General features: G+C 53.9%; 18 protein-coding genes. 13 read left to right on the top strand and 5 right to left on the bottom strand.

All coding sequences use genetic code 11. The features are described from left to right. The first annotated feature begins 292 nt into the window (after positions 1-292). On the top strand, positions 293-568 hold the full coding sequence (locus KF784_09865) for a hypothetical protein (protein MBX3119362.1): 276 nt from the start codon (positions 293-295) through the stop codon (positions 566-568). Positions 569-627: 59 nt separating this feature from the next. Here the strand turns inward: KF784_09865 and KF784_09860 are convergent, their stop codons facing one another. Together KF784_09860 and KF784_09855 are read right to left on the bottom strand one after the other, a co-directional pair. After that, a complete protein-coding gene (locus KF784_09860) occupies positions 628-1,881 on the bottom strand; it encodes a 2-oxo acid dehydrogenase subunit E2 (GenBank protein MBX3119361.1) in 1,254 nt (417 codons plus the stop codon). A 166-nt stretch (positions 1,882-2,047) separates the two neighbouring features. Further along, complete coding sequence (locus tag KF784_09855; protein MBX3119360.1) at positions 2,048-3,067, bottom strand: ROK family protein; 1,020 nt, start codon at positions 3,065-3,067, stop codon at positions 2,048-2,050. 149 nt (positions 3,068-3,216) lie between these two features. Here KF784_09855 and KF784_09850 point away from each other — a divergent pair, with 149 nt between their 5' ends. The 6 genes from KF784_09850 to KF784_09825 all read left to right on the top strand — a co-directional run bounded on the left by KF784_09850 (position 3,217) and on the right by KF784_09825 (position 11,896). Continuing rightward, positions 3,217-4,206 carry a MoxR family ATPase gene (locus KF784_09850; GenBank protein MBX3119359.1) on the top strand — a complete coding sequence of 330 codons (990 nt, stop codon included), beginning with the start codon at positions 3,217-3,219 and terminating at the stop codon, positions 4,204-4,206. A gap of 19 nt (positions 4,207-4,225) precedes the next feature. After that, positions 4,226-5,419 carry a DUF58 domain-containing protein gene (locus KF784_09845; protein ID MBX3119358.1) on the top strand — a complete coding sequence of 398 codons (1,194 nt, stop codon included), beginning with the start codon at positions 4,226-4,228 and terminating at the stop codon, positions 5,417-5,419. Continuing rightward, positions 5,416-7,467 carry a DUF4129 domain-containing protein gene (locus tag KF784_09840; GenBank protein MBX3119357.1) on the top strand — a complete coding sequence of 684 codons (2,052 nt, stop codon included), beginning with the start codon at positions 5,416-5,418 and terminating at the stop codon, positions 7,465-7,467. The genes KF784_09845 and KF784_09840 overlap by 4 nt, the downstream gene beginning before the upstream one ends. Then, entirely contained in the window at positions 7,464-8,534 is a 1,071-nt protein-coding gene (gene holA / locus KF784_09835) for a DNA polymerase III subunit delta (GenBank protein ID MBX3119356.1), read from the top strand. Before KF784_09840 ends, holA begins: the two co-directional genes overlap by 4 nt. Before the next feature lie 187 nt (positions 8,535-8,721). Continuing rightward, positions 8,722-9,258 (top strand): hypothetical protein, encoded by a 537-nt coding sequence (locus KF784_09830; GenBank protein MBX3119355.1) that lies wholly within the window; start codon positions 8,722-8,724, stop codon positions 9,256-9,258. Next, complete coding sequence (locus KF784_09825) at positions 9,251-11,896, top strand: hypothetical protein (GenBank protein ID MBX3119354.1); 2,646 nt, start codon at positions 9,251-9,253, stop codon at positions 11,894-11,896. Before KF784_09830 ends, KF784_09825 begins: the two co-directional genes overlap by 8 nt. A 230-nt stretch (positions 11,897-12,126) precedes the next feature. Here the strand turns inward: KF784_09825 and KF784_09820 are convergent, their stop codons facing one another. Together KF784_09820 and KF784_09815 are read right to left on the bottom strand one after the other, a co-directional pair. Continuing rightward, positions 12,127-12,543, bottom strand: coding sequence for a cell division protein SepF (locus KF784_09820; protein MBX3119353.1), 417 nt, complete (start codon positions 12,541-12,543; stop codon positions 12,127-12,129). A gap of 21 nt (positions 12,544-12,564) precedes the next feature. After that, positions 12,565-13,230, bottom strand: coding sequence for a YggS family pyridoxal phosphate-dependent enzyme (locus tag KF784_09815; GenBank protein ID MBX3119352.1), 666 nt, complete (start codon positions 13,228-13,230; stop codon positions 12,565-12,567). 190 nt (positions 13,231-13,420) lie between these two features. On the opposite strand from KF784_09815, the gene KF784_09810 reads away from it, so the two are divergent. The 4 genes from KF784_09810 (at position 13,421) to KF784_09795 (ending at position 16,197) form a co-directional block, all read left to right on the top strand. Then, the gene (locus tag KF784_09810; GenBank protein MBX3119351.1) at positions 13,421-13,747 is read left to right on the top strand and encodes a hypothetical protein; all 327 of its coding nucleotides are present in this window, start codon (positions 13,421-13,423) and stop codon (positions 13,745-13,747) included. Between the two features lie 156 nt (positions 13,748-13,903). After that, the gene (locus KF784_09805; GenBank protein MBX3119350.1) at positions 13,904-14,281 is read left to right on the top strand and encodes a hypothetical protein; all 378 of its coding nucleotides are present in this window, start codon (positions 13,904-13,906) and stop codon (positions 14,279-14,281) included. 138 nt (positions 14,282-14,419) lie between these two features. Next, positions 14,420-15,754: a dicarboxylate/amino acid:cation symporter gene (locus KF784_09800; GenBank protein ID MBX3119349.1), complete on the top strand. Its 1,335-nt coding sequence runs from the start codon at positions 14,420-14,422 to the stop codon at positions 15,752-15,754. 8 nt (positions 15,755-15,762) lie between these two features. Beyond that, positions 15,763-16,197 (top strand): DinB family protein, encoded by a 435-nt coding sequence (locus KF784_09795; protein MBX3119348.1) that lies wholly within the window; start codon positions 15,763-15,765, stop codon positions 16,195-16,197. Here the strand turns inward: KF784_09795 and KF784_09790 are convergent. Further along, on the bottom strand, positions 16,194-17,351 hold the full coding sequence (locus KF784_09790) for a homogentisate 1,2-dioxygenase (GenBank protein MBX3119347.1): 1,158 nt from the start codon (positions 17,349-17,351) through the stop codon (positions 16,194-16,196). The genes KF784_09795 and KF784_09790 overlap by 4 nt on opposite strands. Positions 17,352-17,618: 267 nt before the next feature. On the opposite strand from KF784_09790, the gene KF784_09785 reads away from it, so the two are divergent. After that, the gene (locus tag KF784_09785) at positions 17,619-18,191 is read left to right on the top strand and encodes a hypothetical protein (GenBank protein MBX3119346.1); all 573 of its coding nucleotides are present in this window, start codon (positions 17,619-17,621) and stop codon (positions 18,189-18,191) included. Positions 18,192-18,437: 246 nt separating this feature from the next. Further along, positions 18,438-21,062 (top strand): hypothetical protein, encoded by a 2,625-nt coding sequence (locus tag KF784_09780; protein MBX3119345.1) that lies wholly within the window; start codon positions 18,438-18,440, stop codon positions 21,060-21,062. Positions 21,063-21,561: the final 499 nt, after the last annotated feature.

Raw genomic sequence — 21,561 nt, 5'->3', positions numbered from 1 at the left:
ACAAAAAATGATGTGTTTTAGTTTCATGAGTAGACCTCAACGACAAGCTACTACGACAAGCATCGTAGATGTTCCTTGAGAGTTGAGATTTGGAAAATTGTATGGTTCCTGCTCAGACAAACTGACCTATACTGAATAGACTGGATAGCGAGAATCGGTCGCTTCGCAGAAGATGAATAACTCCTCTAGAACTGCATATATTCTCAGTGGGTTTTTGTTGCTCAATTTCGTCCTGCTCGCAGTTCTCTTGTATCGTCCATCTTGTTCTCCCCGAAGAGAACCTGACACCAGTTTGCAGAGTTCTGGCATCGCTTTAGGGCTGGACGATTTTGTGACCATAGCGCTGAGTGATCGCGAGTTTTTAGAGGCGATTCAGAGAGATGAGTTTGTCAAGGGGACAAAGGAGTTGAAGAGGAAGGTTGTCGAGCACTGGGCGGACAACAGTTTTCAGTCATTCACTCGACGCATGAGCGATGCTGAACGGGCTGAATTCCAGGCAAAGCTCCTCGAAGCAGCGGATGATCTGCTCGCTGAAAAGGAGTTTTCAGTGGCTGAACCGGCAAGATAGCACGCCTATCACTTACGCAGTTCACAGGCTGATCTCACCGGTTCTGAGTCGCTTCTGCGCTACGACAGCAGTCGGGTCGGATTTTCAAGGTAGCTCCGCACCACGTTGATAAACTTGGCTCCGATTGCGCCATCGACAACTCGATGATCGAAGGAGGCCGAGATATTCATCCTTGTGCTGATGACGACCTGCTCCTCGTGATTTACGACTACCGTTTTTCGGGCGGAACTGACCGCGAGAATGCCAGAGTTTGGTTGGTTCACGATTGCGATGAAACTATCGACGTCGAGCATGCCCATGTTGGAGATGCTGAAGGTACTTCCCGTAAGCTCGTCCATAGAGAGTCTGTTCTCCCTTGCTTTGCCAGCGAGTTCTTTAGCACGAGCATTTATTTGGCGGAGTGTCATCTGGTCCGCGTTTCGAATCACCGCAACCGTGAGCCCATCGTCAAGGGCCACTGCCATTCCGATGTTGACGGCTCCATATTGAATCAGCTTGTCGCCTTGATAGCTTGAGTTCACCATCGGCATTTCGCGGAGGGCGAGCGCACAAGCCTTCACAACGAAGTCGTTGACGGAAACCTTGCCAGCGCCTTCCTCTTCAAATGTTTTGCGCAGGGCCATAAGCCGGTCAACATCGACGTCGACGGTGACGTAGAAGTGCGGGATTTGTTGCTTCGATTCAACGGTACGCTGAGCTGTGATTTGGCGAATCTTGTTGAGGGGTATGAGCTGATCTTCAGCAGTGGCATTGATAGCTGCGGCTGTGGCAGGTGCGGTCTTTGCGGTTGTCGATCCAGCAGCGGCTCTGACATCTTTCTCGACAATGCGTCCACCAGGACCGGAGCCGCTTATGGCGGTGAGATCAACGCCGAGCTCAGCTGCGATTCTTTTGGCAAGTGGACTTGCTTTCACACGGCCAGCTGGCGCGGTTGAGGCTTGAGATGGGGCAGTCGATGCTGCAGTAGGAGCTGAGGCAGTGGATGCACCGTTCGCGGCGGGGGCTGGCTCCGTGGTTTTTTCTTCCGACTTCGACGCCGGCGAGCTACCTGATCCCCAATTCTCAGGCAGCGCTTCACCCTCTTTGAGAAGGATGGCAATCGGTTTGCCGACGGGTACGGTGTCTCCCTCTTTGATTAGGAATCCAGTTAGGCTTCCACTCCCGGGTGACTCCAACTCAAGGGTGGCCTTGTCTGTCTGGATCGTGCCGATGATATCACCGGATTTGACCTTGTCGCCATCTTTCTTGAGCCATTCCAGAAGAGTGCCTTCTTCCATTCCGTCGCCCATCTTGGGCATGATCACTTCAGTCATTGTGTTGCTCCGTCAGACAAGAACAAGGATACCAGGTGTCTGGATGCAACTATACATTCAAAAGTATACTGAGTATAGTTGGGTGTTGAGCGTGAACCCCTAAGCCGAGAATATCTCCGTGTCAACAAGTGTCTTACTACATTTCGACACAAAACGCTATCAAAGCTCAGCCCAATCGCATCATCGCAAGCGCTGCGCCGCCAAGCATCCCGGCATCGTCAATCTGCTCGGCTTGTACAACGTTAACGTCGGACCACAGTGAGGGTACGGCAACGTTTGCTGCAGATCGCCGCGCGGGGCCGAGAAGGTGTTCTCCCGCTTTGGCTATCTGACCGCCGATGGCAAAAACGTCCGGGGCGAACACGTTGATGAGCGAGCCTATGCCCGCGCCGAGATAGGTCCCGACTTCGTGCCAAACCTCCAGAGCCAGTTCATCGCCCTCGTCTGCTGCGGAGTCGATGATCTTCGGAGTGACCTTGGAAAGATCACCGCCGATCATCTCGCGCATGATTGAAGGTCTTCCACGTTGGAGTCGGTGAACGGCGCGTTTCACGATTGAATCGCGTTGGCAGTAGGATTCGATAGGGCCGTAGGTGCCTGCATTGCAGTCAAGCCCACCGTATTGAATCATCGTGTGTCCTAACTCTGCTCCGCCGTGGTTCGCTCCCAAGAGCAGCAGAGGACCTGAGGCTGTGCCTTGAACGCAATCAGGAGTCATAACGACGCCTCCCCCGATTCCTGTACCGATGGTTAGGAGGACAAGGCATTTCGCTGAGTTTTTCCCAGAGCCAAATCTGTATTCTCCGAGGGCGGCGAGGTTTGCATCGTTTCCGAGAAAAATTGGAATGTCGATGTGTGGGGAAAGGAGCGCACCCAGCGGCACGTCAAACCAACTATAGAAAACGCCGTCTCGCTCCTCGCCGAAATTGGGCGCCCATCGAACGACCCCGGTTCTCATGTCGATATGGCCCGGAACAGCGATACCAACGGCCTCGGGTCGGGATTGGCATGAGCTCACAGCGAGTCGTACGACATCAGCAATGGATTGGATGATTGCGTCCGTTCCCGACTGCGCATTCGATGGCTGATCGAACTTTGGACCGGCAGGGACCCCGTCCAAGCTATAAGCACACGCACGGACATTGGTTCCGCCAAGATCAACACCGACGACGAACCTATCCTGCACGGTAACCATTCTAGCATCGGGAACGTCGAAGGACCCTAAAGCGTAACGGAAAGAAGCCGTTATGTGCCGATTGGCGTATGCCGAGAGTGTACGGGCGTGCCAATTCGCTAAAATGGTCAGGGGGACCCTCGGGAGGAATATTGATTCAAATGTCTCAAGAAGAAGGCCAGGATGCTCGGCCTGCACTGGCTGTTGCAGATGTCGCCGAAGAAGCAAACAAGATCATTGCTGAAGTTGAAAAAGTAATCGTCGGAAAGTCTGAGACCATCCGGCTATCTGTTCTGACGATGCTTTGTGGTGGGCATCTGTTGCTTGAGGATATTCCGGGTGTTGGTAAGACGACCCTAGCTAAAGCCCTCGCACTTAGCATTGGCGGTGACTTTCGACGTGTGCAGTTTACGCCCGACCTGCTGCCTGCCGACGTTACGGGGACCTCAATCTACAACCAGTCGAAGGGTGATTTTGAGTTCAAGCCCGGTCCGTTGTTCGGCAATATCGTCCTCGTCGATGAGATCAACCGTGCAACGCCGAAGACGCAGTCTGCTCTTCTTGAGGCGATGGAGGAGCGGCAGATCACGAGCGATGGCGTGACGCGCAATCTCCCGGAACCGTTTTTTGTTATCGCCACCCAGAACAACATTGAGATGACGGGTACCTATCCATTGCCCGAAGCTCAGCTTGACCGGTTCTTTTCAATGCTCTCGCTTGGTTATCCGGAGCGGGATGACGAAGTTCACATTCTTGGTCAGCAGCAGGTCGTGCACCCGATCGAGTCGGTCGAGCAGGTCACAACGCTGTCGAGAATGGTGAGCGCCCAGCACGCCGTCCGTGAATTGTTCGTACACGAAACGGTTCGGGGCTACATCGTCGATCTTATTCGCCAGACTCGTGGACATCCTCAACTCCAAGCTGGAGCTTCCCCGAGAGGTTCACTGCAGGTGATGCGGGCGGCTCAGGCACACGCAGCGATGCGTGGAGCAGACTTTGTGATGCCGGACGATGTCAAGGCGGTTGGGCCGTACATCCTTTCGCACCGTGTACTCCCGAAGACGGACTTGCGTACTCGAGGCGCTTCCTCAAGGGAAGTCATCTCGAACATTCTTAGTACCTTGCCGGCACCCGTGCCGACTGCGAAGTAGTTGCGCGTAAAAAAGAGATATGGGCAACATCGCCGCTGTCGCCATAACGACCGCATCGCTCTTCCTTCTGGTAGTTGGAGTGATGCTGAATTCGGCTGCCTTGTTCTATATGAGCATGGCGCTTGTCGGCGCCATCGTCTCGACACGTGTTCAAGCGATCATCGCTTCACGATTCTTGCGGTTCGAGCGTCGCGCTCCGCAGATCGTGCGGGTCGGCGATACGGTAACCATTGAGTTGTTGGCGATGAGCGAGCGGGCAATCCAGCGATCTCTCGTGATGTTGCAAGACCACGTCCCGAATCGGATGCGAACGAGTGAGATGACAAGAGCTGTTCCGGTTGCACCGGGATTTGGCGAGCCTGTAATCTCAACTTACAGCTTTAGAATCGAAAGGCGGGGTCGATACAAGTGGGACACGCTGACCGTTATTGGCGTGGATTCCTTTGGAATTGCCCGTGTGCCACGGGAGTACAAGACACCCCCCACCGAACTCATCGTGCTGCCAGCGCCAATTCCGATCGATATTGAGATGCCCTCAGCGACAGGCTGGGGATTTGAAGAGACCGAGCATGGTCTTAGTCGCGGTCAAGGACTCGAGCCTCGTGGTGTTCGTGAATATAGTCCTGGCGATGCCATGCGGTACATCCATTGGAAGTCGTCGGCTAAAGCAGGGAAGATGCTGGTGAAGGAGTTTGAGACGGGATCGCAGGCAGCGATTGCGATGATTGCTCAAACGACCGTTGGCAGCGAGATGGGGAGTGATTTTACGACACTTGACCACATCTGCGGGCACATGGCTTATCTCATTGAACGCTTCTGTCGGAAGAACCTTGAAGTCTATCTACCTGGACTCGTTGAGACCAATCAACAGCAGAGCGCGTTTGGAAACGAGTGGGACTTGCAGGTTGCTTTGGCGAGTTTAGAGGCGGATGCGAAGGAGACGTTGACGGAACAGTTGCACGCCGAGGTGCCACGCCTGCCCTCTGGAACGGCGATCTACCTCTTCATGACGCTTGCGGAAGCGAATCTGCCTGGTTATATCAGCACGTTGTGCGCGATTGGCCACCCGGTATTTGTTGTCGTTTACCGGCTCCAAGACCCCACACGAAGCAAAGCTGCTCGCTCAGGCTATGCGGCTGATAAAGCGTACATCGACGAGCTGAGCATGGCGGGGGCCAAGACGGAGATCGTCGAGCTTGGAGTGTTTGCATGATTGTCTTACGTCAAGCGCAAAGAACAGTTTCTGAGCTGAACTGGCTTGACTATGTGCTTGCCGCACTGGGCACAGCTCTACCGCTTAACTCTGTTGGGATCGCGCTTTCGCGACCCACGTTGGGTCTAGTTTTCGTTTCCGCTTCTCTCGGCGGGATTCTGATCAGCTATATCATCCATATTCTTGGATTTTCCAAGCAACGAACTCGCTGGGATGCGGTGCTGTATATCGTGATCGCTTTGGTGGCGATTTACGGATCGAGAGCGTTCAACAATTTCTTGCCTGATGAGGGCTTTCCCCGTGATCTGCTCATTACTGGCATTTTGAGCTGGATGTTGCTTCTGGGGAGCTACACGCTTTGGCGTGACTCGACGATGCTATTTCAGGCTATTCCAGGGCTAGCTCTGTTTGGGCTGATCGGGGCGTTTAACACCTACCTTGCGGCTCCAATCGTCTTTTTCATCTACATCGTTATTTGGGGGACTCTCTTTGCGCGAGTTCATACCCGCGCCATGCTCCGGGTTGCTCAGCAGGCGGGATATACGGATACCAGAGCGATTAAAGATGGCCCTTGGCGGGCGATGGCGGGGACGCGCCTCGCTCTGATTTCAGCGATAGCTGTTGGGCTGATTAGCTTTGTGTTCGGTCCGCTTGTTAAGGAATCGATGGGTGGCCTTGCTCGTGGGATTGTCATCAACATTCCGCAACCGCGACCGCCTTCAAGTACGACCGGCGCGGGGTCTGTTCGCGCAGCAGCTTCAGTTCGGATTGGGAACGGTCCGCCTTTGCTTTCGGAAAGCGTGGTTTTCCGGGCTAAGCTCGATGAGCCAAGATACCTCCGCACGACAACTTATGCGAGCTATACGGGCAATGGATGGGGAGATCAAGGAGATAGCGCGATAACCTCTATCGGCGCAGCTCCCGATTCGTTCATCGACCGTTCTACGATCGTGAGCAATCGGGCGGCCTTTGAGTCCGTTCCTTTCCAAGTTCGGCTGCTTGATTTTCGCCTTGATCGTCTGCCTATCCCAGGCGAGCTTAATACCCTCAAAGAGCCGACGCTTTTCGACCCGTTGGCAGACGGCAATCTGCGTATGCGGACCGGCGCGGTTGGAAGCCTGATAGAGGGTACTGCCTTTGTCCCGACAGGGATGGTTCAGCCGACAGTTTCTGAGCGTGCAACAGATGGGACTCTCCCAAAGCACCTTGTCCCATTTGTATCGCAAGAAAACATCCCAGAATCGGTGATGAACCTGGCCAAAGAGGTCTCGGCAGAGGGAAGGAACGACTACGAAAAGGCCAACATGCTGATGTTGGAGATTCAGCAGCGGTGTATGTATAACCTTAGGGCAGAGGGCGCGCCTAGGGATAGGGACGCCGTCGAATGGTTCTTGTTTGGCGATGTTCGGCAGGCGTACTGTGACATGTTTGCGAGTTCGATGGCTTTGATGGCACGGTCGATTGGAATTCCGTCGCGGGTGGCTTCGGGCTATTACCCAAATCAATCTGGCACTAACGACGGCTGGTACGAATTGCGTGGGGCCGATGCTCACATGTGGTGCGAGTTGTACTTCCGCGATCTTGGTTGGGTGGTTTTCGATCCCACTTCTGGGGCAAGGGCCGTCGAAGGTGGTGAGCGTGGGTTATCGACGGAGACAGGCCCATGGTATCGGCGCCCCTGGTTCTTAATGATCCTGAATATCGTCATTCTTGGCGGCCTCCTGCTCGGGGCCTGGGTGGGCGTCCAGAGCTATCGAAGGCAGAAGGACGTGAAGAGCCGCCGTATCAATGCGATGACGGCTGCCTACTTGAAGTTTGTTAGGGCGATGGAAGTGAAGTCGGGACGGTTAAAGCGGCTAAGTGAGACGCCAACAGAGTATTTTGAAGCTGTGAAGGAAGCGCTTGGCGACCTTGCCGATAAGGCAGATACGTTGAACCGTCAATTCATTGACTCGTTCTATGGAGCTGCCGAAATGACGGATGAATCCGTTCGATCGCTAAAAAATGAAGCGAACTTGGTTTCCAAGGATCTTTGGAGAGCAGCTTGACGGTTCCAGACAATGCCCTTGCCGCGCGTGTTGTGCTGCTTTCCGGAACGGAAGAGACTCTTAGACGTCGCGCCCTGACGGACCTCATCGATCAAGCCACCGCGGGTGACGAATTTGATCTCGAAACGCTTATTGCAGGCGATGCTTCGGTGAACCAGTGGTTTGGCTCAGCGATGACGGCTCCATTTCTTTCTCCTCGTAGAACTGTCGTGGTGCGCAACTTACTCAGGGCAAAGTCACCCAAGGAGGCCTTAGAAGGTGTTGGTACTGGGTTTGCCGATCTGCCAGAGTCTGCTTTCCTAATTCTCGTGGCGGACGAAGAAACGAACGAAGAGAAGGATCAGGAGAAGTATAAAGCGTTGCGAAAGCAGTGGGAAAAAGCCGTTCGCGACGGGCTTGGCTTGGTGGTCTCGTTTGAGTCCGATCCCAAACAGATCAAGGAGTCGCTTAAGGTTGAGCTTTTTCGGATCAACAAGCGAATGTCGGACACGGCGCTTGAAACCCTGATTGAGATGACTGGCGGCAGCTTGAGTCGTGGACTAGAAGAGATTGACAAGCTGAGTCTATTCGTGGGGGATGAACCTGAGATTCGCGATGCGGATGTTAAGCAGGTGGTCATGCCTTCGCGTGAATGGAACGTCTATCGGATGACGGATGCCATTGTTGCTGGACAGACGACCGAAGCTCTAAAGCAGATACGCATACTTGTAGGCTCGCAACCGCGTCCAGAAGAGACTATTTTCTCCCGTATCTTTCCGACACTGCTTCGCCAGCTGAGGATGCTTTGGCAGGCTCGTATGTGTTTGGATCATCGGGTTGCACCCTCAGCCATTCCAGAAACGTTGGCGCTCCAATTTCCTGCCAAGGGGATTGCAAGCGAGCCTGAATGGAGGCAGCGGCGATTGATGACTTCAGCGCGCACGATAACTTATGACAAGCTGCGAGGATGCTTTACGGCTTTGTCGGATGCTGAGGCTCGGCTCAAGGGCGCTTTGCCGTCGTATTCTGCTCTGGAGACCCTTGAGCGGATGACGATGGAGATGATTGGAGTGGTGGGGAGAAGGTAGTTTAGGAGGCGTTGACAGGTTGTCGGCAAGTGGTCGGCAAGTAGTCGGCAAGTAGTCGGCAAGTAGTCAGCAAGTGGTTGGCAGGTTGTCGGCAAATGGTTCGCAGCAAATCTGTCAGTTACCTGTGAACAACCTGCCAGTCACCTGCCAACAACCTGATAGCAACCTGCCAGCGCAACTGAAAGCAATGAAACCCCTCCACAAAAAAGCCCAGGTTCGCAAGTTTCACAAGGCCGCCAAGGCGCAGGGGCGCAGGATGGAGATCGCCTTCTTTCTGCAAGACTGGGAGGATGCCTACAACGTCGGCGGAATGTTTCGCGTCGCAGACGCTTGCGGAGCGGTAGAAATCTTTTCCAGCGGACGTACGCCCGACCTCAATTCTCCGATGATCGGCGTGACGTCGATGGGCCACCACCGACGGATTCCTTATCATCACTTCGATAAGCACGATGACGCTGTGGACGCGATCAAGCAAGCGGGCTTTGCGCTGGTGATGATCGAAATCGCCGAGGGTGCGGTTCCTTACTCCGAGTTCGACTATCCCGAGAAGGTTTGCTTTGTGCTGGGCAACGAAGAGCGAGGCATCTACACGAACGTGATGAAGAAGGCGGATGCTGTGGTCTTTATCCCCCAGTTTGGGAAAGGGCGGTCGATGAATGTACACGTTGCTGGGGCTGTGGTAGCCTTCAACGCTCTGCTTGAGCGAGATACCGCCGATGAGTGAACCCACCCCGCTTTACTACACCTTCGGGAATCACATGCATTGGGTCGATATGGAGTGGCTCTGGGGCTACCATGTCCTTCCTGGCTCGGTGCGCGACATGCTCCTCTTCTGCAAGGAGACCGGAGCCAGGGGCAACGTCAACTTCGACGGCATCGGCTATGAAAAGCTGGCCTCGGAGAATCCGGAAGCGTTTCAGGAGTTGAGAGAAGCGATCCGGTCGGGGCAGGTGGAGGTGGTGGGGGGCTCCTATGGACAGCCTTATGGCTTGTTTCACGGTGGGGAGTCGAACGTTCGCCAGCGCATCTATGGGGTGCGGGCATGTTTGCGGCTGTTCGGCGTGCGCCCCAAAACGTTCTGGGAGGAGGAGTTCGACTTCTTCCCCCAGCTTCCACAGATGCTGAAAGGGTGCGGGTTTGAGTATTCGTCGCTATTCTTCCAATGGACGTGGCACACGCCGGAGGTGCCGAAGGAGCCGGTGAGCGCGGTCTGGTGGGAGGGCGTAGACGGCTCGCGGCTCTTGTGCGCTCCCCGCAATGAACTGAACCTCCACCAATGGCCCGAGGACATGCAGATACTGCTGGACCAGCTCAGCCGTGGCGAATCACCAGTCAGTGGGATTGACGACGTCCCCCCACTGATCCTGCAATGGCTGGAGCTGATGCCTTCACCGGACTGGATGTGTCGGTCCGAGGTGCTGCTGCCCAAGATGCGGGAGCTGATGAGCGATCCCCGGTTTGAGGTGAAGGTGGCGACGCTTGGAGAGTACTTGGCTTTGCACAAGGGGAAGGATTTGCCCGTGCGCCAGTATGGGATGGGAGATGTTTGGCATGGGCTGAGTCTGGGGAAGAACGGGGACTACATGCGAGAGCTCAGCGCCAGCACGGAGCGAAGTCTGGTGCAGGCGGAGAGTCTGGCTTCAATGGCAGGGCTTTTGGGCAGGCCTTACGTGCAGTGGGATGTCTATCCGACTTGGGAATTGGAAGAGGGATGGCGCGAACTCCTTAGCGCACAGCACCATGATAACGACGAGTGCGAGGGCTTGTGCGGGCGGGTAGGTGTGGCTTCTTACAAACGGGCCGCGCTCCTTGCCGAGAGAACCATTGATCGCCATGTCAGTTCGCTCGCCGAAGATGTTTCGGGACCGGCGGATTCTGCAGTCGTTTTCAATTCACTCGGCTGGGCGCAGACAGCATGGATCGTGCACCGCGAGGGCGCATGGACGATGGTCAATGTCCCTGCTCACGGCTATGCTCTGGTCACGCCAGATATGCCCGATTTTGAGAAAGGAAAGTGGACACTTGGGTTTGGCCGTGCCACCTACGACTACAAAGGCTTGGTTTTTGAAGTGGAGTTTGAAACTCTGCGCATTGTTCGATTGGCGCGAACGGGGGTCGGCGAGATTGGGTCCGCCGAGGTTCCGGTGATGGCGTTGCCATCGCACCCCGGCAAGACGGAAATCAAAAAAGTCCATGCCGAACGCGGCTTGTTGGCGTGGCGATGCGTTGTCGAGGATGGCGAATATTTCGAGTACATGCTTACTGTTGACCCCGTCCACGAGGCTTTGTCCATTGAGGTCAGATGTTCTTATCTGCAGCTTGAGAAGCCGGGCTTTCAGGGGGCTTTGCGCTCACGATTTCCAGCGTTGTCTGGCAAGAGAGCACAATGCGATACCGCTTATGCGATGGCGGAAGCTGTTCCGTCAGTTGCTGGAGTGCGTAAGTATCCGAAGGGCGACTGGATGACTTCGGAGCAGTGGTTTGAGAAGGTGGACGGGGCTTTTTCAGCAAATTCGCTGGTCGATTTTGAGCTAGGCAGCGGTGGGTTGCTCGTGACGCATGATCGCACTCGCCAATGGTTTTGGAGCGACAGCGGCGTTCCCGAGATGGTGGTCACGCTGGAATGTCCTTGGGATGAGGCGACAGTCCGGCGCGATTTCGTCGCCCGGTTTGCCTTGCAGCTTCATTCTCCGCGGACTCCCGTCCATTCCTGGAAGACCGCCCAAGAGATTTGGAATCCCCCGATCGAGGAGTATAAGGAGTCGGAAGGGGATCGGCTGCCGCCAGCTTTTGGCTCGCTTGCCTTGCAAGCTGCCAGTACGATTGTCTCTGCGTTTTATCGGGAGACGGAGGATTATTCAGGCATCGGGCTGGAGGCTTATGCGGGCAAGGGGATGGGGTACCCGTATGTTCTGCGGCTGGTGGAGTGGAATGGGGAAGGGGACGAGTGTGAGCTGACTGTTGCAGGGACGGTGGCGAAGGCGTTCCGGACGAATCTGATGGGGGAGGTTGAGGAAGAGTTAGAGGTTGAGGTCATCCAGGGTGCCACCCCTCCCTCGGTCCCTCCCCGTCGAGGGGAGGGAGGACCTTCTGCAAGTGTTCGGGCAGAGACGCTGACCTCTACCCCTGCGCAGGGGACTCTTGAGGCCACCCCTCCCTCGGTTCCTTCCCCTCAAGGGGAGAGAGGACCTGAAAATGAAGTTGTGCGCCATCCCTTCACTGGCGCATCATCAAAGCTTAAATTCAAGATGCGGCCGCACGAGATAGCAACTTTGTATCTGGACATTGTTGAGGGCAGAAAACAGCCCCGAGATTTGGACGCGAAGAGGGAAGTCTGGGCAACGGTGCATAGAGAAAAGTAAGGATTGTAAGGCGTTTGGAGATACAGAATAGTCGTTCACATTTGCTGGACCAGGCACGGTGAAAGTCTTTTTCCACTTATCTCTTGCCGTGCAATCCTAACCCCTCACAAACATTCAGACGCAAAAAATCCCGCCATTCCTTCCTGATGCCGGGGAAAGAAGGGCCGACACAAGGCGAACGCGCGGGTATTTACTTGTTCTCTGGTTTTTACCTTTGGTTTGCTATTGAGCTAGTTGCGAAAAAGTCCGGTCTTGGGCGTTGCAGATGCAACTTCCACAAAGGCGCTTGCAGGGGCGACAAGGTAGATATGCTCGCCGATCTGCTCCCAATTGGCATCTTGCGCAAAGGCGACGCCCGACATAAAGTCGACGATTTTTTGGCGCAAAACGGGCTCGGTGTTGGCGAGGTTTACGATCTGCTGTTCGCCGCGCTTTAGGCCGTTGGCAGCAGAGTATGCCTCTTCAAAATTGGTGATGTGTTGCCGGACAGTGACGTGGTATCGATACGCAGCCTTGAGCTGGTATGCGTTGCCCGCAACAGTGGAGGGGATGTCAGCATCCATCTCATCAACCTCTTCTCTTTGTCCAAAGAGGTTGGTCAAACGTGAAAATAGACCAGGCTTTTCCTGGAGTTCGAGCTCTTCCATGATTTCTACTCCGTGACATATTCAGTTTCGAGGCCCGAAGAGGGCGCTCCCGACTCTGACATGGGTTGATCCTTCCTGGATCGCCACTTCAAAGTCACCGCTCATTCCGATACTAAGCCATTCGCTTCCGAACCGCTTTCCCTCTAGACGAAGCTTCTTAAAGAAAGGTCGCATCGCTTCCGGGTTTTTTTCGTTCGGACCGATTGCCATCAGCCCTCGGAAATTTGCTTGCGTACATTCTAACACACGTTTCACAAATATCTCTAGGTTTTCTAGTGATATGCCGGATTTTTGCACCTCATTCGCAATATTCACTTCAACCAGAACGTCGATCTTTCGGTCTAACTTTGTAAGTTCCTTGAGCTGGGATTCCGATTCGATGGTGTGAAACACGGAAAAATCGCTAGCTGCCCTACGTAGTTTGTTCGATTGAAGCTTTCCTATGAAGTGCCAGTCGATGTCCTTTGGGAGAGCCTCAATCTTTGGCAAGGCCTCTTGCAAGCGGCTTTCGCCGAATGTACGAAGGCCGAGGTCGTAGGCTAACTGGATCGTTTCGATCGGCACTGTTTTTGTGACAGCGATGAGCTTGATGTCTTCTGGATTTCGATTCACTGAACCTGCGGCTGACCTTATCCGCTCCTGAATATCGCGGAGATTCAGCTTAAGTTCTTCGTAGGACAGGCTCATTGCTTTGAGAGAATGTACCGGGAGTTTTGGCCTGCTCGCTAAGCTGACAGTGAAATACGTGTCACGAGCAGCTTTTGGGGAGCGTAGAAACAGATTGTAAAGCAGCGTCAGACTGCATAATCGCCAGCTAAATCAACCTCTGGTCAATTCACTTTCCTTTCATTCGCATGTGTGGCTTTGGAGGTCACTCATGAAAGCGAGATCTAACGCATGTCCCCGTTGCGGCTTGGCAGTTTCGGAAGGTTTGATGTATTGCCCAAGCTGTGGCCAGCTATTGAAGCGAAGCCGGACACGTGACTCTGAGATCACTCGTCCCTCAGTCGTCATTCTCTTTGTGCTCATCGGCATTCCATGTGCCTTCATTGGGCTCATCAGCGTTGTAGCTATGGCATCTCCATCTTTGCGGATGACGAATTCAGAGTCGTGGCTTGGATTGCAAGTCTTTGGTTTGATCGCCTTGCCGATCTTTGCCTTCCTTTCTTGGGAGCTCTATCGCGAGCTGAAACGGAAGCTTTAGTTGGGCAAGGAGCATTCGAACCACTGACAGGAGGCTTAGCTATTCTGCTGAAGAAAAGATTCGATTCGAGAAGGTACTAGCAAATTGAATCGTAACTTTTGCACTTCTTGGGAGAGATTTGCCTATGCTAGTGTTGTAGAAAGAAGAAGTGTCGAAATGAGCATGGGTTCTGAGGTTCTGTACTGCCAAGGTTGCCACTGCGAGTATGCAGAGGAGCTTTCCAGTTGCCCAAATTGCGGTCAGCACAATAATGGCAGTATCGTTTCCCGAGAGTCGGTGCAGGCTTTTCGAACATTTTTTGGGGCGTTCGTTTGCGTCGGAGTCCTGCTGTTTATCGTTGGCTTGTCCCATTCTCTGATCGCTGCCATTTTTCACCACTTAGCTTTGGTATGGTGGGCTTACCTGCCGCTCGTCTTGGCCGCTGGGTATCTCATCCATCTGCACCACCGTCAGCTGATGGCGATCCTATATGCCCGGAAATCGGTGAAGGGTTTTCGGCAGAGCACGGTGTCTCAGCGACTCCGCGATTTCTGAGAAAGCCCTCGCAATTTGATGTTTGCCAGCTTGTGTTGGTGACTCTCGCTTTTCCTTGTCTCATCAAGCCCGAAGGTGAAAAGGTAACTTTCGAGCCCAATTAACAGGTAGAACATTGGGACTCGGGACGTGGGATTTATGAGCAGGGCAAAGCGCGGGATGCCGCTACACATCAAGATTCTGATTTCTTTGGTCCTCGGTTTTGTAGCCGGACTGATCTGCCAGCAGATGGTCAACAACCCAGAGGCAGCGCAAGGAAGCAAGGACGCCATCGGGTTCTTTAACGATAATCTTGCCAAGCCCGCTGGAAGCATTTTCCTAAACATGATCTTCATGATCGTGATTCCACTCCTTTTCTCGGCCCTTGTCCTGGGTGTGACCGAAATTGGAGATGCGAAAAAAGTCGGAAAGGTCGGGCTGTATTCGTTGGCGCTCACGGTCGTCCTAAGCAGCATAGCCGTTGGTATTGGTTTGATCGGCGTCAATACCATCAAGCCAGGAGCGGGCATTCCAGAAGTTAAACGCGAACAGCTGATGCAGCAATACGCTTCTAAAAACAAGGCCGAGACGGAGAAACGCCTTGCTCAGGCAAAAGAAGGGAAGACTGTCGCCGATACGATCGTTGACATTGTTCCGAAGAATCCAATAGACGCGATCGTCAAGGACAACATTCTTGCTTTCATGTTCTTTGCCCTTGTGTTCGGATTAGCATTAGGCTCAATTGAACAAGAGCGTGCTCAACCTGTGAAGCGCTTCCTCGACGGAATCTTCCACGTTTCGTTGAGGGTCATCGACTTTGCAATGAAGCTTGCCCCAATAGGCGTCTTCGGGCTTACTTTTTCGGCCGGATTGGTTTTGGGGCTGGACGCGATTCAGGCCCTTGGACTATATGTGGCGTTGGTTTTGGTGGCTCTTGCCATTCATATGTTTGGCGTGTATTCCCTGGCGCTCAGGTTCATCGCAGGCCGAAATCCGATCACTTTCTTCCGCCAAGTCAAGCAGGTTATCTTTACGGCGTTTGCCACAAGTTCGTCCAACGCAACTCTTCCGACAGCCTTAAAGGTTGCCGATGAGGAGGTAGGGCTGCCGCGCGATGTCAGCTCGTTTGTTTTGACCGTTGGCGCTACGGCAAACCAGAACGGAACCGCTCTGTTTGAGGGGATCACAATCTTGTTCCTTGCTCAGCTCTTCGGAGTGCCACTCACCATTGCTGACCAGTTGGGCATCATGGGTCTGGCAATCCTTGCTGGTGTGGGTACAGCCGGTGTTCCTGGAGGCGCATGGCCTGTAATCGCCATTATCTTGACGAAGTACAACATTCCCGCTGCTGGCATCGGTCTTGTTCTTGGTATCGACCGTATCTTGGATATGAGCCGCACAGTGCTGAACGTCGTCGGTGATGTAACGATTGCGGCGTGTGTGTCGAAACTGTCGGGTGAGAAGAAGTCGCTGGAAGAGGCGGCTACGGGATAGCATAAGGCATGAGCGCCGCAGTTGCCCTACGCCAAATCTGGGAAGGGAAGGATTTTCGCTCTCCAAAGAGCGTCCTTAGCCGCGTTACGGTCGAGCAAGCCGCTGCCCTCCCGCCCGGATTCAAATACTCACTCTTAACTCTTGTCGAACACACTGACTTTTGGCAGAGGATTTGGCTTGCCCACCTTAAGGGGGAGAAGGCCGAGAACTTCATGAAAGACTGGCGCGTTCCCGCCCACGAAGAGTGGCCCACAGTTCGTGAGCGATTCCTAAAGAACTTTGAGGAAGCCTTACGGATCGCCGAATCGGAACCATTCACGCACAAGATGAAGTCCGACGAGGAAGCGATCTCGACCCTTGCTCAGATTGCTGTGCACAACGCTTATCACGTCGGGCAGTTTGTGCTGATGAAAAGGGCTGTTTCAAGCAAGTCGGACGATTAGCGCGTCTGCCAACTCTTCCAGTACTCGGGATCCTCAAGCTCAATTGCCTGTTTCGTCAGTTTCAGTGGGTGGAAAGTATCTACCATCACGGCAAGCTCTTCGGTCTTTGTCGCTCCAAGGGACGCCTCGACTGCGCCGGGCTGGGGACCGTGCGGAATGCCAAGAGGGTGCAGAGTAATCGAGCCCTCTTCGATGCCTCGACGGCTGCCGAACTTGTCGTTGCAATAGTACAGCACCTCGTCCGAGTCCACGTTGGAATGGTTGTAAGGGATCGGCACGGCTTCGGGATGGAAGTCGAGCAGGCGCGGGCAGAACGAGCAGATCACAAAGCCTTGCCCTTGGAAAGTCTGATGGATGGGCGGAGGCATGTGGATTTTGCCCGTGATCGGCTGAAAGTCGTTGATGTTGAAGGCGTAGGGATAGCAGTAGCCGTCCCAGCCCACCACGTTCAGCGGGCTGAACGGATAGGTGTAGAGCGTGTGCCGATTGCGCGCCTTGATCAAGACCTTGTGCTCGACCCGGCGGTCGTCGGTAATCAGCTCATGCGGAGGCCGGAAGTCGCGCTCCTTGTAGGGGGCATGCTCAAGATACTGGCCGTACTCGTTGCGGTATCGACGCGGCGTAGTAATCGGCCCGTGGCTTTCGACGGCGAGCATCTTGACGGGATACTGGTCGAAGTCGATCTTCCAGATGGTGCCGCGCGGAATGACGATGTAGTCGCCCGGGCGAAAGTCGATCACGCCGAACATGGAGGTGAACTTGCCGGAACCGTCATGGACGAACAGGCACTCGTCGCCCTCCGAATTCTTGTAGAACCAGGGCATCGGTTCGGCGACGCGGACCTGAAACCAGATCAGGTCCTGGTTGCCCATCAGCGGGATGCGTCCACTGATGGCATTGCCCATCGGCACCATGTTCGCCGTCTTGAGGTGCCGATGGCGCAGAGGCTCGTCGTCGAGGAACTCCACCTTCACCGAGCCCATATCCTCCCAGCCCAACACCTCTGTCGGCCGATAGTGGTAGTAAATGGTGGACATCGGGCCGTCGAAACCACGTGTGCTAAAAAGCTCTTCGGGGTAGAGGGTGCCGTCGGGTTTGCGGAACTGGATATGGTGCTTGCGGGGCGTTTCGCCGAGTTTGTGATATCGGGGCATGTGTTGTGGACTCCTATGGCCTGGGTTGAATCTGCCTACAGTTTACTTTGCGAGGCGAAGGTTTAGGGCGTGAAGGCTTAGCGCGGGTTATCTTGAACAGCTGGCTGATCGCTATTGGAGCACGTTCGTCGGTTGGGCCGACGCGACATTAATGTTGTGGCAGACCAACTAAAGCTGAGCTTCCAAGCTGCAAGTGTTGAGGCACATGGAGTGTATATTTTTGGCTGACGGAACCATCTCTGGTCACATTTGCGCAAAGATAGCGTTATGAAGCGTGTGCTTTTTTCGATCGCTGTTTGTGGCATGTTTGCCGCAAGCGCCTTTTCTCAAACCACCAAGTCTCCCCAAGGGCCGCCGGCTGACGCCAAACCCGCTCAAGCCAAGCCTGAGGATGTGAAGTCGGTTGACTCCATTATCAAGGCCCTTTATGACGTCATTTCTGGACCAGCCGGACAAAAGCGCGATTGGGACCGGTTTAGATCGCTCTTCTCTCCTGATGCTTCGATGGCGGCTTATGGCAAACGTCCGAATGGGGAAGTGGTACGACGAGCATTCTCGCCGGAGGAGTACATCACGATGTCTGGCGCGATGCTCGAGGAGCGTGGGTTCTTTGAAACTGAGGTTGCTCGGCGTACAGAGCAGTTCCGAGACATGGCCCAGGTATGGAGCACTTACGAGAGCCGGTCGAAGAAAGAAGATGAGAAGCCTTTTCAGCGCGGGATCAACAGCATCCAACTCTATAACGATGGAAAGCGCTGGTGGATCGTGACCGTTTTTTGGGAGCCAGAGGGTCCACAGGATTTGATACCGGAGAAGTACTTGAAGGGGGGCGGTGAGTGATTTTGGATTGTAGATTGTAGATTTTGGATTGGATTGGATTGGATTGGATGCCGATGACGGACGGCTGAGAATAGGTTGCTCTGAGCAATGTTCTGGTGCGGAATGAACGGCTTTGCAACCCTTTGCCTCTACAATCCTCACTGAATCTTTACTGCTCGTTACTGAACTCTGACCCCTGGCAATCATTCCGGGGTAAAACGCTTTGAACCGGTTGCATTCTGGGGCAGCCGATGGACTGAGGAAGATATGTTTCTACGATTACGTTATGCCTTGGCGGCGGGGCTACTGATTTCGGTTGTCTCGACAGCCGTCTCACAGACCGATCTCCTTTCAAATTTGCGTCCGCGAGCGATCGGGCCCACGACAATGGGCGGACGCATTGCGGACATCTCCGTTTATGAGAAAGAACCGCGCATTTTCTACGTTGCAAGCGCAGCTGGTGGACTTTGGAAAACAGTGAACGCCGGCATCACGATGGAGCCGATGTTTGACCAGTTTGGCCAGCCCGGACTTGGCGATGTCGAAGTTAGCCAAACGAATCCAGACGTGGTCTGGGTTGCCACGGGTGAGCCCGCTAGTCGAAACTCGGTTTCTTGGGGAGATGGGATTTATAAGTCCACTGATGGCGGCAAGACCTTTACGAACATGGGCTTGAAAGAAGTCCAGTTTATGGCTGACATCATTATTGACCCCAAGGACGAAAACACCATCTACGTCGCAGGTCTTGGACCGCTTTGGAACCCAAGCGAGAATCGAGGTGTGTACAAGTCCACAGACGGTGGCAAGAACTGGACGAAGATACTTTATGTCGACGACAAGACTGGTCCTGGCGACATGGTGATGAACCCTTCGAACCCGAAGGAGATCCTCGTTGGCATGTGGCAGAAGATTCGCTACCCTTGGAGCCTGCTGAACGGCGGTCCAAGCAGCGCGATTTATAAGACGGTCGATGCGGGGAAGACCTGGAAGAAAATCACGAACGGTATGCCTGAGGGCAATATCGGCCGTATCGGTCTGGACTACTACCGTAAGAATCCCAAAGTTGTCGTTGCACTCATTGAGTCGAACGCTTCAGGCGGCGGTGGCGGCGGTGGCGGAGTCACCAATACGGGCGGTGGAACCTACCGAAGCACTGATGGAGGAGAGTCGTGGACCAAGGTCAACAATCTAAACCCGAGGCCGTTCTACTTTAGTCTTCCTAGGCAAGACCCGTCCGACCTTGATCGGATCTATGTTGCAGGAACGAACCTGCACATGAGCAGCGATCAGGGCAAGACGTTTACAACGATGCCCATTAACCGAACTGTTCACGTTGACTATCACGCCATGTGGATCGACCCAAAGGACAGCAACCACATTATCGTGGGCAACGACGGAGGGCTTTATCAATCTCGCGACAGAGGAGTGAAGTGGGAGCACATCAACTCGATGGTGATCTCTCAATTCTATGCCGTTCACTACGACATGCGAAAGCCTTACTGGGTAGGCGGCGGTCTTCAGGACAACCAGTGCTGGATGGCGCCTTCGCAGGGCGATGCAGGGTTTACCACGTTCTCGAATTGGTACAACCTTGGCGGTGGCGACGGCTTCTTTGTCCAGTTCGACCCGAATGATTGGACAACCGTATATCATGAGTCGCAAGGCGGAGCCGCTCAAAGGACCAACCTTCTGACGGGCGAAAGCCGTAGCGTTCGACCGCGTGTAGCAGGTGAGCGTATTCGCTTCAACTGGAGCGCTCCTATTGCTCTTTCACCTTGGGTCAGTACGACTGTCTACATGGGCTCAAACAGGCTTATGAAGTCGACGAGTCGTGGCGATTCTTGGGAGGCGATCAGCCCTGACCTGACGACTAACAACCCTGACAAACAGCGCCCCGGCCTGGGGAGCGTCAACCCTGAGAACACTGGCGCTGAGGTTCACTGTACAATCGTTACGGTTGCCGAGTCGCAGAGCCGTCGTGACATGATCTGGGTCGGCACTGATGATGGCCTGGTGCATGTCACTTCAGATGGTGGCAAGACTTGGGAGAACGTTACTACGAACATTCCTGACCTTCCCGAAGGTATGTGGTGCACGCGAGTGATGCCTTCTAAGTTTGCGGCGAACCGCTGCTATGTCTCCTTCGATGACCACCGCCGAGGCAATTTCAAGCCGTATCTATATGTTACGGAAGACCTGGGTAAGACCTGGAAGAAACTTGCAGAGAGCCTGCCGAACGGACACGTAATCCACTGCGTCCGCGAGGGCACGAACAACCCCAATGCCCTTTATCTCGGCACAGAGGTTGGTCTCTATATCTCAGTTGATCGTGGAGCTACTTGGAATCGGCTAAGCCAATTCCCGGCGACACCTGTTCACGATGTGCAGGTTCACCCGCGCGACCTCGACCTCATCCTCGCCACGCACGGCCGCGGCATTTGGACGATGAACGTCTCTGGCATTGAGGCGATGACGGAAGATGCTATGAAGGCCGATGCTGTGATTGGTACCCCTCAGAATGTCTACATATTGCCCAATGGGATGCAAGATGGTGGGTATGGCGACCGTCAGTGGAACGCACAAAACACCCAGCCGGGAACTGAGATTCAGTACTATCTGAAGGCCGATCAAGCGGCGAATAGTGTGAAGGTAATCATCACCGACGTTGCTGGAAATGTGGTGTGGCAGACAACGGGCTCGGAAAAGGCGGGTCTTAACGTTGTGCGCTGGAATGGCGGATCGCAAGGAGGGCAAGGTCGGCGTTCCGGTCGAGTGCCGGGCGAATACCGCGTGACGCTGAAGCTTGGGGAAAAGGAGTTCACTACCCGGGTTACGGTGGAGAGCCTGATTCCTGGCGGGGCATTCCCTGGGAGCTTTGGCTTCGGCGGGTAAGGACAAGAACGGCACAACTGTACTTGATAGAAGTCCCTGAGCATTTTGCTCGGGGACTTTTTCTTTTTAGGAAATGCCATTCCAATGACTCAACTATTGTCGATGACAAACAAATGATTGCCGCGAGAAACATTCACTCTAAAATGATTCTATATAAATCTAATCATTATGATCAAAAAGTATGATCAAAATTATATATGTGAACTGCACAAATAGCTGATCAGTGCGAACTTCGTTACTTGGATCATGGATCTGCGCATGTATTGCAACAAATGGTGCCTGAAACTACAGGGCAAGATATTTCTCTCCGCTCATTGTGAAGTCGGTAGAAAGGGGAGGAAATTGCTCTTATGAGTTCAAAATGTCTCCCTCGGCTCGTTCTTTGAACTCATGGCCCATCTAAAAATTCTGGAGTAAATACGTTATTGGCCCGTAACGAAATTGTAAGTTGTAACAATTAATCTTTGTACTTATTTGATTATTTTGCAAGAATAGCCTT

The sequence above is a fragment of the Fimbriimonadaceae bacterium genome, assembly GCA_019638775.1.
GTDB lineage: Bacteria > Armatimonadota > Fimbriimonadia > Fimbriimonadales > Fimbriimonadaceae > JAHBTD01.
This window is presented reverse-complemented; position numbering and strand designations above follow the sequence as displayed.

Coding starts and splice junctions, on each gene's coding strand:
- KF784_09860 (MBX3119361.1), bottom strand. CDS start 1,881: ATGACTGAAGTGATCATGCCCAAGATGGGCGACGGAATGGAAGAAGGC.
- KF784_09850 (MBX3119359.1), top strand. CDS start 3,217: ATGTCTCAAGAAGAAGGCCAGGATGCTCGGCCTGCACTGGCTGTTGCA.
- KF784_09845 (MBX3119358.1), top strand. CDS start 4,226: ATGGGCAACATCGCCGCTGTCGCCATAACGACCGCATCGCTCTTCCTT.
- KF784_09840 (MBX3119357.1), top strand. CDS start 5,416: ATGATTGTCTTACGTCAAGCGCAAAGAACAGTTTCTGAGCTGAACTGG.
- KF784_09830 (MBX3119355.1), top strand. CDS start 8,722: ATGAAACCCCTCCACAAAAAAGCCCAGGTTCGCAAGTTTCACAAGGCC.
- KF784_09825 (MBX3119354.1), top strand. CDS start 9,251: ATGAGTGAACCCACCCCGCTTTACTACACCTTCGGGAATCACATGCAT.
- KF784_09820 (MBX3119353.1), bottom strand. CDS start 12,543: ATGGAAGAGCTCGAACTCCAGGAAAAGCCTGGTCTATTTTCACGTTTG.
- KF784_09815 (MBX3119352.1), bottom strand. CDS start 13,230: ATGAGCCTGTCCTACGAAGAACTTAAGCTGAATCTCCGCGATATTCAG.
- KF784_09810 (MBX3119351.1), top strand. CDS start 13,421: ATGAAAGCGAGATCTAACGCATGTCCCCGTTGCGGCTTGGCAGTTTCG.
- KF784_09805 (MBX3119350.1), top strand. CDS start 13,904: ATGAGCATGGGTTCTGAGGTTCTGTACTGCCAAGGTTGCCACTGCGAG.
- KF784_09800 (MBX3119349.1), top strand. CDS start 14,420: ATGAGCAGGGCAAAGCGCGGGATGCCGCTACACATCAAGATTCTGATT.
- KF784_09795 (MBX3119348.1), top strand. CDS start 15,763: ATGAGCGCCGCAGTTGCCCTACGCCAAATCTGGGAAGGGAAGGATTTT.
- KF784_09790 (MBX3119347.1), bottom strand. CDS start 17,351: ATGCCCCGATATCACAAACTCGGCGAAACGCCCCGCAAGCACCATATC.
- KF784_09785 (MBX3119346.1), top strand. CDS start 17,619: ATGAAGCGTGTGCTTTTTTCGATCGCTGTTTGTGGCATGTTTGCCGCA.
- KF784_09780 (MBX3119345.1), top strand. CDS start 18,438: ATGTTTCTACGATTACGTTATGCCTTGGCGGCGGGGCTACTGATTTCG.